The following is a 12,786-nucleotide window of genomic DNA, read 5'->3' as shown; positions in this document are numbered from 1 at the left end:
TCTGATCAGTTCAGAATGGACCCGAAGTCATAGGCGCTCTCACCCTGATCGCTCTGATCGACGCCGATGACCTCCTGATCCTTGCTGACTCGCCAACCAATGGTCTTCTCCAGCGCAAAGGCGATCACACCGGTTACTGCAGCTGCGTAGATGATCGCAATCAACGCCACCAGGAACTGAACCAGCAGCTGCCGGAAATTGCCGCCGGCCAGGAAGCCCGTACCCGTACCGAAGAAGCCTATCAGCAGTGTGCCCAATAAACCACCCACTCCGTGGATGCCCACCACATCCAATGAGTCGTCGTAGGCGAAACGGAACTTGAGCCCGCAGGCCAGGCAGCAGACGAAACCAGCCAAGAGGCCGATGACCATGGCCCAGAGCGGCGAAACCACGTCGGCCGCTGGAGTGATGGCCACCAGGCCGGCGACCATGCCGGATGCTGCACCCATGGCGGTGTAATGCCCGGTGCGGACCCGCTCAGTAAAGAGCCAGCCCAGGGTGGCGCCGCTGGCGGCTATGGTCGTGGAAACCCAGGCATATCCAGCCGTGCCGTTAGCGGCGAAGGCGGAACCGGCATTGAAACCGAACCAGCCGAACCAGAGCAGGAAGGCGCCCAGCATGACCATGGGCACATTGTGGGGACGTATGGACTCCTTGGGGAAGCCGATTCGCCTACCGATGATGAGCACAATGACCAGGGCTGCCACTGCCGCGTTGATGTGGATGACCGTACCGCCTGCGAAGTCATGCGCCTGAGCCCCGATGGCGTTGGAGATGGGTCCATCGGCAGCCAGCAGTCCGTGATTCCAGACCATGTGGGCCATGGGTGCGTAATCCAAGGTGACCCAGAGGGCCACGAAGATCATCCAGGTGCTGATTCTGACTCGCTCTGCCAGGGCTCCCGAGATCAGGGCCACGCAGATCATGGCGAAGGCGGCCTGGAAGGCGATGTCCACCGTGTGCGGGTAGGCGGCGTTTGCGGAATCAAGCGAGGTGAAGACCCCGTCCTTGGCCGTGACCGTGTCCTTGAGCAGGAAGCCGGTGATGGGGTCGCCGAAGACGCCTCCGATGTCCTTGCCTGCAAAGGAAATCGACCAGCCCCAGAAGGCCCAGATAACCCCAGTCACGGCGATGGCCAGCGTGGACATCATCATCATGTTGAGTACAGCCTTGGCTCGGACCATACCCCCATAGAAGAAAGCCACCGCCGGAGTCATCAGGAAAACCATGGATGCCGCTACCAGCATCCAGGCAGCATTTCCAGAATCCATGCCTACACCTCTCTTTTCCCCATCCGAGCGGGCAGTTCCCAATAACGAGGACTTCCCTCCGGACAGCCTACGTCAGATTCTCTTCCACTTCCCGATTCATCAAACAGGAAGAGGATGACGGTCAGGTCACCGCCGCATTACCTGCGGGTGACTATTGGATGACCACCTTATGACCAACCGGCCGGCCGGACTACTCGTCTCCCAGGATGCCGTCGACAAAGGACTCCGGATCGAAAACGGCCAGATCGTCGGGTCCCTCGCCCAGCCCGACCAGCTTGACGGGCACGCCCAGCTCCCGCTGAACAGATATGACAATGCCGCCCTTGGCCGAGCCGTCCAGCTTGGTCAGGACAATGCCTGTGACCCCGATGGCCTGGGCGAAGACCTTGGCCTGGATCATCCCGTTCTGCCCGGTGGTGGCATCCAGAACCAGCAGAACCTCGTCCACAGGCAGGTTCTTCTCGATCACCCGCCGGATCTTGCCCAGTTGGTCCATCAGATTGGCCTTGTTCTGTAGACGACCGGCCGTGTCCACAATGAGAACATCTGCCTGATCATTTTTGGCTCGTCCGGCGGCTTCGAAGGCCACGGAGGCAGGGTCAGCACCGTCACGGTCGCTGCGGACCACGGGCACACCCACCTTGCCGCCCCAGGTCTCCAGCTGGTCAGCGGCGGCGGCACGGAAGGTATCGGCGGCACCCATGACCACTGACTTGCCATCGGCCACGAAGAGCCTGGCCAGCTTGCCCGCGGTGGTGGTCTTGCCGGTGCCGTTGACGCCCACCATAATAATGACCGACGGCCTGTTGGCCTGGGGTCGGGCAGCCACCAGAGTTCGGTCCATATCGGGGTCGACCAGATCGATCAGGCGCTGACGAAGGCCACGACGCACTGCTGCAGGATCCTTCTGCCCTGTGATCCGGGCATCGTCGCGCAGCTGCTTCACCAGCTGTTCGCTGGCCTCGGCACCCACATCCGCCATGAGCAGGGTGTCTTCCACATCCTCCCAGTCGGACTCGCTCAGATGGTCCTTGGTCAGAATGGCAAAGAGGGCCTTGCCGAAGGGGTTGGGGCTCTTGGCCAGCCTGGCCTTGAGCCTGGTCATACGGGATGCAGAGGTCTCCGGATGAGCCAGCTCCTCCTGCGCCGACGATGCCACTTGCCCGACTGAGGACGACTGACTGGACTCCCTTGAATCGACTGAGCCCGCTGAACCCGCTGAACCCGTAGAAGCGTCCAAATCGGAGGCTACAGCCGTCGCCGACTCCGGGGACAGAGAAGAGCGGCCATCATCAGACTCTTGCACCCTGCCTGGGCGCGTGGAATCCCCCCGGGACCGGCGCTTACGGACCGCCACCAGAATGCCGGCCACCGCCAGCACCAGGACGATCAACACCGCGATAAGAATAAGGAGCTGCTGTGTTGTCATAGATACCAGCCTAAAGGCGAAAAGGGACACGGATGGTCATCATGAGCGGTCACTTTCCGCTCGGGTGACCCTTGTCCGTCTGCGAACCGCTCTTGACCGAAGGCATGACGTCGGAGGTGATGGGTTGAGGCTCCCGCCGCTGCGGATGCGAATGCTCAGGGCTGGATGATCGCAAGGTGACGTTCCTGGGGGCTGGAGGCCCAGAGGCCGCAGAAACCGATGGCACGGCATTCCTCCGTTGCCTCGGGCTAGTCGACGATGCAGAATCAGCGCTTGGTGGCCTGGGCAGATTTATCTCGTCCGTGGAATCGGAGGCCAGCATGCCTCGAACCTCCACCACGGAGGAGGAGTTGACATAGACCGGATAGGGATGTGCAAGGTCTTCAGCGGTTGGCGCATCCTCGCCCGAGCCAGGGGCAAAAGACAGATGCCCTCCTGCAATCCGCGGCAGCTTATTCTCCCGCTCCTGCTGACGGCGGGCGGCCTTACGCACACGCTCATCCAGAGACTGGGAAAAAGCACGGTCCTGGGACTCGCCAAGCGCCAAGCGCATGACAAATACGATGAATGCCACCACCACCAGCACCCATACCAGGACAATCATCCAGACCATACCTGCCATTCTCTCAGAAGAACCCCACAGACGCGCTAAGACACGAGGAATCTATCGGTCTCTTTCACACTGGCAGGTCAGCAGATGCTCAGGACCCCTCTTACACCCAAGGCAGTCGCAGGCAAGTAGGAAGACTATCGCAGGAATTACGCTCAGCAAGGTCCGCAACTACCATTCGAGAAATCTCCTGCAATGGCGACAAAAGATGCATAGCCATCAAAAGTATCATTTCCAGCGAAATCCGTAGATGGAAACAAGCCCTGAGGCAATGCAGCCCACGGCCAGGTAGAGGATCCCGAGCCAGGCATGAGGCCAGGTGCCCGATCCGATCAGCATCATCGATAAGGCCTCCCGCATGTGGTATAGGGGCGTATACGGGGCGATGGTCTGCACCCAGGACGGCAGCATATTGACAGGCATCATAGCTCCGCCAATGAAGCCCAGGGGCAGAATAATGATGTTCGCGAGGATGGATACCCCTGCGATGGAGTAAATTATCATGGCGATGATGACACCCAGGAAAAAGAACAAGAGGTAGCCTAGGACCAGGGGAAGCAATCCCGACAAAAATGTCGGTTTCAGCAGCATTCCCATAATCATTCCCAAGACGACAAGCACTACAGCTTGTGCCAGAAGAACGACGATACCCACAACAGCTTGGGAGAGGATAATCACATTCCAGGATAGAGGAAAATTGCGAACCGTCTGCAGCATGCCATTCTCACGCCAGAGGGCAAGGTGCGAAGCACCCGCAAAAATACCCACATAGGCCGCACCAAACGCAATGACATTGGCGCTGATTTGACTGGCAATATCAACTCCAGGAACGTAGCTCTTAAAAGACAGGACCAGGACCAGCAACAAGGCTATAGGAAAGAGAAAGGTGAAAACCAAAGTGGACCAGTCACGAATATCGTAGTGGAACATCAACTTGAATAGAGTTTTGAAGCTGTTCATTTGACGTTCTCCTTTTCGAGAAGGCGAAGGTAGACATCCTCCAGACGCCCATCCTTGACTTGCGCCTGGCTTGTATTGATCCCGGAATCAACCAATTTCGCGAAAGTAACTCCGGTATCCCTGGTGCGAACTGTCAGACCGTCGGGTGTGGTTTTTACATAGTCAGCTCCCATGAGACGGGCTACATGATCGGCCTGATCCAAGGCATTCGGAAGAAGAATGGTCGATTCCATCTCTGCTTGCGCAATAAGCTTGCTGGGACTGGCCGTCACGAGAATATGCTTATCCGCCAAGATCGAGACCACGTTGCACAACCGCTCCGCCTCGTCCAGATGGTGCGTTGTATAAAGAACCGTGGCGGCCAATTGCTGATTCGATTTGAGCAGGCTCACAAGGTCATGGCGTGACTCAGGATCGAGGGCAGCAGTGGGTTCGTCCAAAAAGAGCAGCCGAGGATGGTGGACGACAGCCGTGGCGATGGCCAGTCTCTGCTGTTCGCCGCCGGACAATGATTCAACCTTGTTGGATGCCACATGATCCAGTTTCAATGCATCAATAAGATCGTCCACACGCGACCGAGGCACCTGGTAGATATCGGCCACTGCAGTAAGGTGCTCAAGGAGCGTCGTTTTGGGGAAGAAGGACGACTTTTGAGGCTGGATGCCTATTTGGCGCAGCAGGGCCAGGTTGCGTGGATAGGGCGTCTTGCCCAGAACAGAGACCGTTCCCTCAACCGGTTTTTGCAGTCCTTCCAAGACGGTGAACAAGGTTGTCTTTCCAGCGCCATTTGGCCCGATGACCCCCATGGAAGGCCCCTTCTTCAACCTCCAATGAAAGATGAGAGAGAATCGTTTTGTTCTTTATTCGAACAGTAAGGTTCGATATGCTTACTTCGATATTGCCCATTCCAGAGCCTTTCAGCGTCAATACTGATGTGGTAAAGCGCGGGTTGTGTCGTCTATTGCTGCTTGTCTATTCATGACTATTTCAATTTGCTGAGTCTGCGCAGGTGGAGGAAAGAATCAGTCCAAATTCCGGCCCAGCATAGTATGGTGATTTTGGCTCCGATGGTCTTTTCCATGAGACCATCTGCTTCAACTACGATAGCTTATTAAGCCATATTCTTTCCTCACCCATGAGCCCAGAATTTCAGGCATTTTCTAATAAAATACAAGCTGGATCAGACATAAAACCGCCACCGTCCCACAAATTATGGCATCCAAGAGCACGTACTGGCAAACACTGATTCCACTACTGGTTTACCTGCAGCTGGAACAGCATATTCCCATTTATCAAGCGGGCCGCCAAGGGGCGGACGGGTACATCTACTTTGTTCCCAATCGGCACTTTGGTAAGAGAAGCCATACCAGTATCAGCAAAAGCGGATATTGAGAAAAGTGCGATGCTTGTTCCCCCGGCTCATGCTCACCAGTGGGGAGGTTGACCGCCGACAACAGTAGACCGCGCGAACGAACAGCGACGGCGATGATGCGAAACTCTGCAAGTTATCGACGGAACCCACTATTTCGCCCTTTTCGCGTATTGGCTATCTCGAATGATGCTGGCCTTCACCGTTTCGCCGCCAGTCTCTTACCATCATGAAGACAATCATCATTAGCCAAGCTGCTGGGTATGTGCATGAACCCCAGAACTGTGAACCGGTGGCAAACGATATAACATGGGCGAGAATTAATGCCAGGGCAAAAAACCTGACAGCAATGACTTGCGGCTTATCGGATGGTTTCTGTGTCGAAGCTGTTTGTCTCATGGCGGTTCCTTTGCCGTCGTACATAATGCACGGAATGTGCATAAAAACAAAATATACACTAACCGGCATTCGCTCAAAATAAGCTTAAAATAAGTTCGCGTTCTGGATGCGCATATACGTCATAGCCGGAGAAAATCATTGCAGAGAGCCTAGCCAGGAAGCAATTACATGAAAGCTGCTTTTGCATCCAAGATTGCGTTTACTGATCTGTTCGTTTCGTAGACAAATCAATCCAATACCGTTCTACTGGCTGACCAGATCTGCTGGGGAGCACATTCTCCAGTTGCCCGCCACGCGAAAGGATGGTCCGGCGGCTGGCCAGATTCGACGGGGAGCAGGTGATTAGGACCCTACTCATGCCCAGAGTGGCAGCTTGTCGAAGACATTCATCCAGCATCAGCCCGGCATAGCCCAGCCGGCGACAATCCGGACGAACTGAATAGCCGATGTTGCCGCCCACTCGCAGAAGCGCCTGCGTAAGCTGCAACCTCAGCTGAATCATCCCCACCAGTTTGCCGCTGGGGTCCATGGCGGCGAACTGCAGAGCTGGCACAAACCCCGGCGGCAGATCATCACCACGCGCCTGACGAGCCACCTCCGGCAGACCAAACCGACGAACCTCATCCAGGCTGTGGCAGCCCTCCAAGGGGCCGAGACCAGCCGCTTCATCCTGAGGCTGAGAACGGCAGGCCTGCAGATATTCCCAGATCATTTCGGCATCCACCGCCCCCGGCCGGTCCAACCTCACCAGATGGATTCTCATGGTCCACCTCCTCTGTCGAGTGCTTGGCCACCACTTTGTGTTTCAGCTTACCTGAGCAGCATTCAACGGAACTGGGGTTTTCAAAGAGGACAAGCGCCACAGGGACATCGCGCGCATGGGTGAATAGTCGGAACTCAATACAGCAAGAATCACAATGTTCAATAAGGTTCTTCCAAACTTAAGTTCTGGTCTTTAGTTCCCAGCTTCAGCTTCATCAGGTCAACGAAAGCGTCGCTCTGGAATCTATCGTTCTTTCTACTTTTCTCCTCCCAATGCCCCGAATGGCTGGTCATGGATCGTCAGTCAGACATTCCGGCCTGAAACCATGTGATGACAATTTGCGTACGATCTCGCAGACCGGTCTTGTCGAGTATGCGGCTTACGTAGCGCCGGACGGAGGTGATTTCGAGAGTGAGGCGCTGGGCTATTTCCTGGTTGGACAGCCCCTGAGCGATGAGTCCGGCTATCTCGTACTCCCTAGGGGTCAACTTATCCAGCTGCTGCCTGGCCTGCGGGTCACTGACCTTATGCCGTGCATAGGCTCTGTCGCGGTTGATGAGCTCTGCTGTGATGCGCGGGGTGAGCACTGCGTCCCCATCAGCTACTGCGTGAATGGCTCGGTGCAGATCTCTCGTGGATACGTCCTTGAGCAGAAAGCCGTAGGCGCCTGCGTGCAGACCGGTGAAGGCGTAATCGTCTTCGTCATAGGTGGTCAGAATCAGCGTGCGAATGTCGGGGAACTCCTTGGCAATGACCGCAGTGGCACTGATGCCGTCCATCACCGGCATGCGAACGTCCATCAGGATCACTCGAGGCAACGGCTGGGCGGCTGCTTTCATCTCCCGAAGCATGGTCACCGCCTCCTGACCGTTGGAGGCTTGTCTGACTACCTGTAAATCGTGGTCGGCCTCAATCATGCGTACCAACCCCTTGCGGAGGAGCGCAAGGTCATCGACCAGCATCAGGTCAATCATGGGCGTTGCACCCTTTCTCGCTGGTGCCAGGCAGGACGGCTTTTACCGTCCATCCCCCGTTCTCGCTCGGTCCGCAACTCAGACTCCCTCCCATCAGTCGGCATTGCTCGCCAATCTGTTTGAGCCCCACTCCTGGATGATCATGAATGGCTGGTTGCTGATCGCCCAAGACTGGCCCATGCTCATCCCCATGCCCATCGTCGTGGATGCTGATGCGGAGGGTGCCGTCCTGTCCATAGTCACGGGAGATGACGATGGTGCTCGGGTCCGAGGCATGCCGGAGCGTGTTGGTGATGGCCTCCCTGCTGACGATGAAGCAGAGGCTGTCCTGTCTGGGATCGTGCCGATGATGGCCTGTTTTAGTAGACACGACAGCCAGCCCAGCCGCGCGGGCATGGGCGATCACGGTGTCGAGTTCGTCGAGCGTATGCAGCCTGGAGCCAAACCTGCACCCATCGTCATCGGACTCTTCAGGTAGCGCCTCATGCTCGTGGACAAGGGTACGGACGGCTTGTCGGGTGTCAGACAACCCATCCCTAGCCACTTGGTTGACGCCCTTAAGCACCTCTTGCAGCTCTTCGATCTCAACCGAGTCAGCGAATCCCTGGGTCAGGGCGATGATCGTGGTGAGGTCATGGCCCACGCTATCGTGCAACTCCCCTGCTACCTGGGCACGTGATATAGCCTGATCCCTTTGCCTGGCAAGCATTTCAGAGCGGATGCGCTCCTGCTCCTCACGCCGTTGCGTCTCGCGCCGACTCCGGTAGGACCTGACAGCTATGGCAGCGGCCGCTACAGCCATGATGACAGCCATCCGAGCCGACCATTCCAGCAAAAGCATGTGCCCGGCATGCATACTGACAGTGACCAGGCTGACGGCCGCGACTGCCTCACTCACGCCTGCCGCAATCCTGGGTGCTGACGATAAACAGACACAGAAATAAAGAGCGCCTACCAGAGGTATCAGGAAGCTATCGTCCGAGGCGGCAAATGACAGGCCGATGTATACCAGGGTCTCCACGGTCGTGATGAGCAGGGGAAATTGTCTGCTCCAGTACAACAGGCAGGAACACAGGAGTCCGATCAGGCCGATGACAGTCTTCCAAACGGGCAGAGGAATGTCCCCGGCCCAGCCCGGAGGAAACATGGGGGCGCTGACGTATAGGAGCGTATAAATCAGGCTCAGCAGAGGCATGACGAATCTGGTCAAGCGTTGATTGCTCAACAGCTCGAACAGGTTGGTTGCCATGCCCTTCATCGCGCCCCCCTCACACCGCATGCCGAGGATGCCCAGGTTCATTCGCCAGTGTACTGTGCTATCACACCGGCAGGGGAACGACCTGCTGATTTGCGCACTGTGACCCAGGAAGCCAGTGATGCCGCCGAAGTCAGAAGCAGATAGACCAGCGCCCAGTGAGCCCATGGTATGCCAATGCTGGCAGCCCCGAAGACCTTGCGGAATCCGACAGCATAGGCCATGACCGGCAGAAGGCTGGAGGTGAAGGATATCAATACGGCGGTAGTTGCCATGACGAACCCTTCAAGAGCGGCCATGATTTCAAGTTGATTCGGGTCCGCACCAGCGATCGAGATAAGGGACAGATCCAGGCTTCGACCGTGGGCTGAGATCAGGTATCCGGCGCACACTCCAGCCAGTGTGACAACCAGCGCGGGGCCCAGGAGCGTCATGAGCATGGAGAAATCAGAGCTGCTGACATCCAGGTTGGGAGGCAGCAAGCGACTGGAATCGGCGCTGGTCTGATAGAAGGAATCGGTCATCATCAGCAATGAAACCCCCACGACCAACGGTATGACCGTGGAGCTGAGGCTGCGCATGCGGGCACTGGCTTGCCGGCAAGCGATCAGCCATGAGGGGCTGTGAAGAGCGACGAGCCTGGTCCAGCCGCTGGTGACCGCACCCAGCAGGGAGGGACCCGCCAAACAGATTGCGGCCAGCAGGAGCATGAAGCCGAAAGTGCTTCCCATGGCGATAGGCAGAATGAGTGCCGCAGTGTGCAAACGGACCAGTTGCTCACCAGGAATGGTCCGCGCTTGCATAATCGGCATCAGCATGGCTATCGATGCCGCCAGCAAACACAAGTCAGCAGCGATACGACGAGCTAAACCTGCTGTTTTTGGAGGAATGATTGCAGCCCGCAGGGATTCCACGGGACTGATCCTGCTGATGGTTCGGATGGTCAGCAGCGTGCCAATCAAGGCCACCAATATTCCGCATGAGGTTCCTGCTGCCCAGGAAGCCAGCTGGTGGCTGACGATGAAAGGCTGCTTGCCGATCAGAAACTGCGAGGTCTCCCAAGCATAGAGGGGACGAACCAGCAGAAAAGAGGCCGTCAGCGAGACCACACTGGCCGCGAGCGCCAAAATGAGCACGCGCAGACAGGTCAATGAAGTCAGCTGCCAGGGCGTGGCGCTTTGCAGGGCTAACAGGGCAAGGTTGCGTCTGCGCTGGTTGATCACCGACGAAACGACTTGCAGAACGATCAATACTGCGGCAACGAGAAGTGCTACGAAGGGGATCATCAAGTTTTGGTAGGCGGTGCGACCTTGCTCGGCCATGCCGGGAAGGTCGCCCAGGGCCTTGGCTGAAGAGAGCATCATGGCAAGCAGGCCGATCGTGGTTTGCGAGGCAATCAGCACGAGCATGACGCCAGACCAGACCAAGGGGGCATCCTTGAAATCTCGCAGAAGAAGTCGCATCAGATGCCGGCTTTCGGCATAGGAACCTTATCGTCTGTGGCTATGCGACCGTCACGGAGATGCACCAGCGTGTTGCAGCGGGAGGCGACTTCCGGACTGTGGGTGACCATAATCACTGCATGGCCCGGCCTATTGGCGAAGGCGGCGAGCTCATTGACGACCGCATTGCCGGTCTCCTGGTCAAGGGCGCCCGTTGGCTCATCGGCGAAGATGATTGCGGGATCCGAAATCAGCGCCCGGGCCAGGGCCACACGCTGCTGCTCGCCCCCTGACAGGAGGGTTACATTGGCCTTGAGCAGCCCCCTGATGCCCAGTCTGTCCAGCAGCTTGGCCGCCTGATTCTCCGGCCAGCGGGTCTTGCGCAGGATAAAGGGCAGCTTGAGGTTGTCCTCCACACTCATCGAAGGCACCAGATTATAGGACTGGAAAACGAAGCCCAGGTGCGCGCGCCGAAATCGCGCCGACGCTGCAGGCCCCATGGCAGAGATGCGCCGACCCAGGACTTCCACCTGGCCCGAGCTGACGGGTTCGAGACCAGCCAGGCAGTAGAGCAGGGTTGATTTGCCGCTGCCCGATGGCCCTATAATCCCGGTCAGGGCTCTCCAGGAAGCAGTGAACTCCACATTGTCTAGGAGAGTGATGGTCTCCCCCTTCCTGGGTGAAACCTGCTTGCACAGGCCGGATGCGCGAATGGCGAAGGGCTCGCCCTTGCCGGAAGGATCGACGGTACACTTCATAGCAGTATCCCGCGCCTGCAAACGGGTGAATGCCGGTACTGGCCTGTGACGCTCTGTACACGCGGCGGTGTGTATTGAGCCGGATGTTTCATCGGAGCTCCCTCCCTCAGGGTACTTGCGAGGACAATCGGACCGCCTCGCAGGGATGATTCTTTCAATCCGAGTACAGGGAATCAACGTCGGCCGCCACTTCGCCATCTGCAGATGGCAAAACAGAGCCACACTCACTGCGCAACTGATAGGAAGCCGCACTACGCTCTGGCAGAAGCTTTTGACTGGCAGATTGGTTTACTGTCCGGCACGGATCCCGTCGGCAGGTTCAGAGTTTGCCCCACCTCTCTCCCACGCATCTCAACAACCTTCTTAAGTGGGCGGAAAGGTAGCGTTTCAAGTTGATATTCTTCGTTGATCTGTACGGGTTCTCGGTCTTGCTTCGCCCGAGAACCGGCTTGCCGCGAACTGGAAAAATCGAGAACAAACATGTAGTGTTGAGCTGTTGCCCCTCTGGCTCAATGGTTAGAGCAGCGTCCTTTTAAGTCGTGGGTTGTGGGTTCGAGTCCCACGGGGGGCACTTTGGATTACCGATTATTTAATACCAGCCACTATGCTCCGCACAGATCATCTGCCTGCGCAACAGTGAGCCAGGTCCCTGATACAACTTTGATCTATTTACTGAATCTCAGTATCTACCGCGCCTTCCAAACACCTGCTCGTGGGAACCTAGTCGCAAAATATAGGCAGCATCGCCCTCCCTATGCCACACCAGCAGTAGGTCTCCGGCATTGCCTACATGGCACTCATACACAGCTGCATAACCTTGCAGCATATGCATCCGATGATGCGCCTTCAATGTATGGAGCGACGCTTCGGAATTCTCTGCTATCAGATTTAGCACCTCCTCGACCGGCTCTAATGGGACGTGCCTGCGAGCCAGGCGCTTCAGGTCTCTCGCGAAAGCACCGGTGGGAACCAGCGCAAGCCTCATCGGTCCACGCCAGCAGTTGCCAGCACGCCATCCACAAGATCCTTTCCTGTGGCGTACCCCTTAGTCTTCCCCCTCATGGCCATACGGCGCGATTCCTCCAAGGCCTCCTCGGTTTCGACAGGTAGATCCAAGCTGAAGTCCAAGGGGATCCGCTGCTCCCGAATGATCTGCTTGTAAAAGGCTCTGGTGACCGTAGTCATATCCAGACCAAGCTCCTTCACGATACGATCTACCTGTTGCTTGTCTGCATCGGATATACGCACCGTAACCTGAGACATCTTCTCCATGGGAGCCCACCTTCCTTGTTGTCTGTAATTTTGCATTAAAGTGCAAAATTACAGACAATTTCTTACTTTAATGCAAAATTGCAGTGCATGGTAAGGCATCAATGCACATAGCTGACAGCAATAGCATGCATCCATTGCTTCATGCTGCGCTGGGCGATTCCGACTACTCATGCTTCCAAGCCAACTTTGACGAAGCGGTCTTCTGCTACAACCAAAGTCGCCCGAACGAGAATGATGCCGGACACGGATGCGCTCGCTCCCCCCTAGCAACAACAGCCTTGGCT

General features: G+C 56.9%; 12 protein-coding genes and 1 tRNA gene. 1 reads left to right on the top strand and 12 read right to left on the bottom strand.

Features of this window, described 5'->3' with window-relative positions:
- Window positions 1-5: 5 nt before the first annotated feature.
- The 10 genes from H3U89_RS04085 to H3U89_RS04040 all read right to left on the bottom strand — a co-directional run bounded on the left by H3U89_RS04085 (window position 6) and on the right by H3U89_RS04040 (window position 11,230).
- A complete protein-coding gene (locus H3U89_RS04085) occupies window positions 6-1,271 on the bottom strand; it encodes an ammonium transporter (RefSeq protein ID WP_101432993.1) in 1,266 nt (421 codons plus the stop codon).
- Between the two features lie 190 nt (window positions 1,272-1,461).
- A complete protein-coding gene (ftsY, locus tag H3U89_RS04080; RefSeq protein ID WP_198178398.1) occupies window positions 1,462-2,700 on the bottom strand; it encodes a signal recognition particle-docking protein FtsY in 1,239 nt (412 codons plus the stop codon).
- 49 nt (window positions 2,701-2,749) lie between these two features.
- Window positions 2,750-3,313 carry a hypothetical protein gene (locus H3U89_RS04075; RefSeq protein ID WP_198178399.1) on the bottom strand — a complete coding sequence of 188 codons (564 nt, stop codon included), beginning with the start codon at window positions 3,311-3,313 and terminating at the stop codon, window positions 2,750-2,752.
- A gap of 225 nt (window positions 3,314-3,538) precedes the next feature.
- Window positions 3,539-4,270, bottom strand: a complete 732-nt coding sequence (locus H3U89_RS04070; RefSeq protein ID WP_198178400.1) for an ABC transporter permease — start codon at window positions 4,268-4,270, stop codon at window positions 3,539-3,541.
- Window positions 4,267-5,076, bottom strand: coding sequence for an ABC transporter ATP-binding protein (locus H3U89_RS04065; RefSeq protein ID WP_232345497.1), 810 nt, complete (start codon window positions 5,074-5,076; stop codon window positions 4,267-4,269). The genes H3U89_RS04070 and H3U89_RS04065 overlap by 4 nt, the downstream gene beginning before the upstream one ends.
- Window positions 5,077-6,237: 1,161 nt before the next feature.
- Window positions 6,238-6,801, bottom strand: a complete 564-nt coding sequence (locus tag H3U89_RS04060; protein WP_198178401.1) for a GNAT family N-acetyltransferase — start codon at window positions 6,799-6,801, stop codon at window positions 6,238-6,240.
- A gap of 299 nt (window positions 6,802-7,100) precedes the next feature.
- Window positions 7,101-7,775, bottom strand: a complete 675-nt coding sequence (locus tag H3U89_RS04055; protein ID WP_101433025.1) for a response regulator — start codon at window positions 7,773-7,775, stop codon at window positions 7,101-7,103.
- On the bottom strand, window positions 7,768-9,033 hold the full coding sequence (locus tag H3U89_RS04050) for a sensor histidine kinase (protein ID WP_198178402.1): 1,266 nt from the start codon (window positions 9,031-9,033) through the stop codon (window positions 7,768-7,770). The genes H3U89_RS04055 and H3U89_RS04050 overlap by 8 nt, the downstream gene beginning before the upstream one ends.
- Before the next feature lie 38 nt (window positions 9,034-9,071).
- Window positions 9,072-10,493, bottom strand: a complete 1,422-nt coding sequence (locus H3U89_RS04045; protein ID WP_198178403.1) for an ABC transporter permease — start codon at window positions 10,491-10,493, stop codon at window positions 9,072-9,074.
- Window positions 10,493-11,230, bottom strand: a complete 738-nt coding sequence (locus H3U89_RS04040) for an ABC transporter ATP-binding protein (protein ID WP_198178404.1) — start codon at window positions 11,228-11,230, stop codon at window positions 10,493-10,495. Before H3U89_RS04040 ends, H3U89_RS04045 begins: the two co-directional genes overlap by 1 nt.
- Before the next feature lie 498 nt (window positions 11,231-11,728).
- Here H3U89_RS04040 and H3U89_RS04035 point away from each other — a divergent pair.
- Window positions 11,729-11,801 (top strand) — tRNA-Lys (locus H3U89_RS04035).
- 108 nt (window positions 11,802-11,909) lie between these two features.
- Here H3U89_RS04035 and H3U89_RS08525 read toward each other — a convergent pair.
- Both H3U89_RS08525 and H3U89_RS04025 read right to left on the bottom strand, forming a co-directional pair.
- Window positions 11,910-12,215: a type II toxin-antitoxin system RelE/ParE family toxin gene (locus H3U89_RS08525; protein WP_198178405.1), complete on the bottom strand. Its 306-nt coding sequence runs from the start codon at window positions 12,213-12,215 to the stop codon at window positions 11,910-11,912.
- Window positions 12,212-12,502 carry a type II toxin-antitoxin system RelB/DinJ family antitoxin gene (locus H3U89_RS04025; RefSeq protein ID WP_232345495.1) on the bottom strand — a complete coding sequence of 97 codons (291 nt, stop codon included), beginning with the start codon at window positions 12,500-12,502 and terminating at the stop codon, window positions 12,212-12,214. The genes H3U89_RS08525 and H3U89_RS04025 overlap by 4 nt, the downstream gene beginning before the upstream one ends.
- Window positions 12,503-12,786 lie beyond the last annotated feature (284 nt).

Source organism: Bifidobacterium sp. W8104, assembly GCF_016100735.1.
GTDB classification, from domain to species: domain Bacteria; phylum Actinomycetota; class Actinomycetes; order Actinomycetales; family Bifidobacteriaceae; genus Bombiscardovia; species Bombiscardovia choladohabitans.
This window is presented reverse-complemented; position numbering and strand designations above follow the sequence as displayed.

What these genes read in the sequence shown, in the direction of transcription:
- H3U89_RS04085 (WP_101432993.1), bottom strand. Translation starts at nt 1,271, where the DNA reads ATGGATTCTGGAAATGCTGCCTGGATGCTGGTAGCGGCATCCATGGTT.
- ftsY (WP_198178398.1), bottom strand. Translation starts at nt 2,700, where the DNA reads ATGACAACACAGCAGCTCCTTATTCTTATCGCGGTGTTGATCGTCCTG.
- H3U89_RS04075 (WP_198178399.1), bottom strand. Translation starts at nt 3,313, where the DNA reads ATGGTCTGGATGATTGTCCTGGTATGGGTGCTGGTGGTGGTGGCATTC.
- H3U89_RS04070 (WP_198178400.1), bottom strand. Translation starts at nt 4,270, where the DNA reads ATGAACAGCTTCAAAACTCTATTCAAGTTGATGTTCCACTACGATATT.
- H3U89_RS04065 (WP_232345497.1), bottom strand. Translation starts at nt 5,076, where the DNA reads ATGGGGGTCATCGGGCCAAATGGCGCTGGAAAGACAACCTTGTTCACC.
- H3U89_RS04060 (WP_198178401.1), bottom strand. Translation starts at nt 6,801, where the DNA reads ATGAGAATCCATCTGGTGAGGTTGGACCGGCCGGGGGCGGTGGATGCC.
- H3U89_RS04055 (WP_101433025.1), bottom strand. Translation starts at nt 7,775, where the DNA reads ATGATTGACCTGATGCTGGTCGATGACCTTGCGCTCCTCCGCAAGGGG.
- H3U89_RS04050 (WP_198178402.1), bottom strand. Translation starts at nt 9,033, where the DNA reads ATGAAGGGCATGGCAACCAACCTGTTCGAGCTGTTGAGCAATCAACGC.
- H3U89_RS04045 (WP_198178403.1), bottom strand. Translation starts at nt 10,493, where the DNA reads ATGCGACTTCTTCTGCGAGATTTCAAGGATGCCCCCTTGGTCTGGTCT.
- H3U89_RS04040 (WP_198178404.1), bottom strand. Translation starts at nt 11,230, where the DNA reads ATGAAGTGTACCGTCGATCCTTCCGGCAAGGGCGAGCCCTTCGCCATT.
- H3U89_RS08525 (WP_198178405.1), bottom strand. Translation starts at nt 12,215, where the DNA reads ATGAGGCTTGCGCTGGTTCCCACCGGTGCTTTCGCGAGAGACCTGAAG.
- H3U89_RS04025 (WP_232345495.1), bottom strand. Translation starts at nt 12,502, where the DNA reads ATGGAGAAGATGTCTCAGGTTACGGTGCGTATATCCGATGCAGACAAG.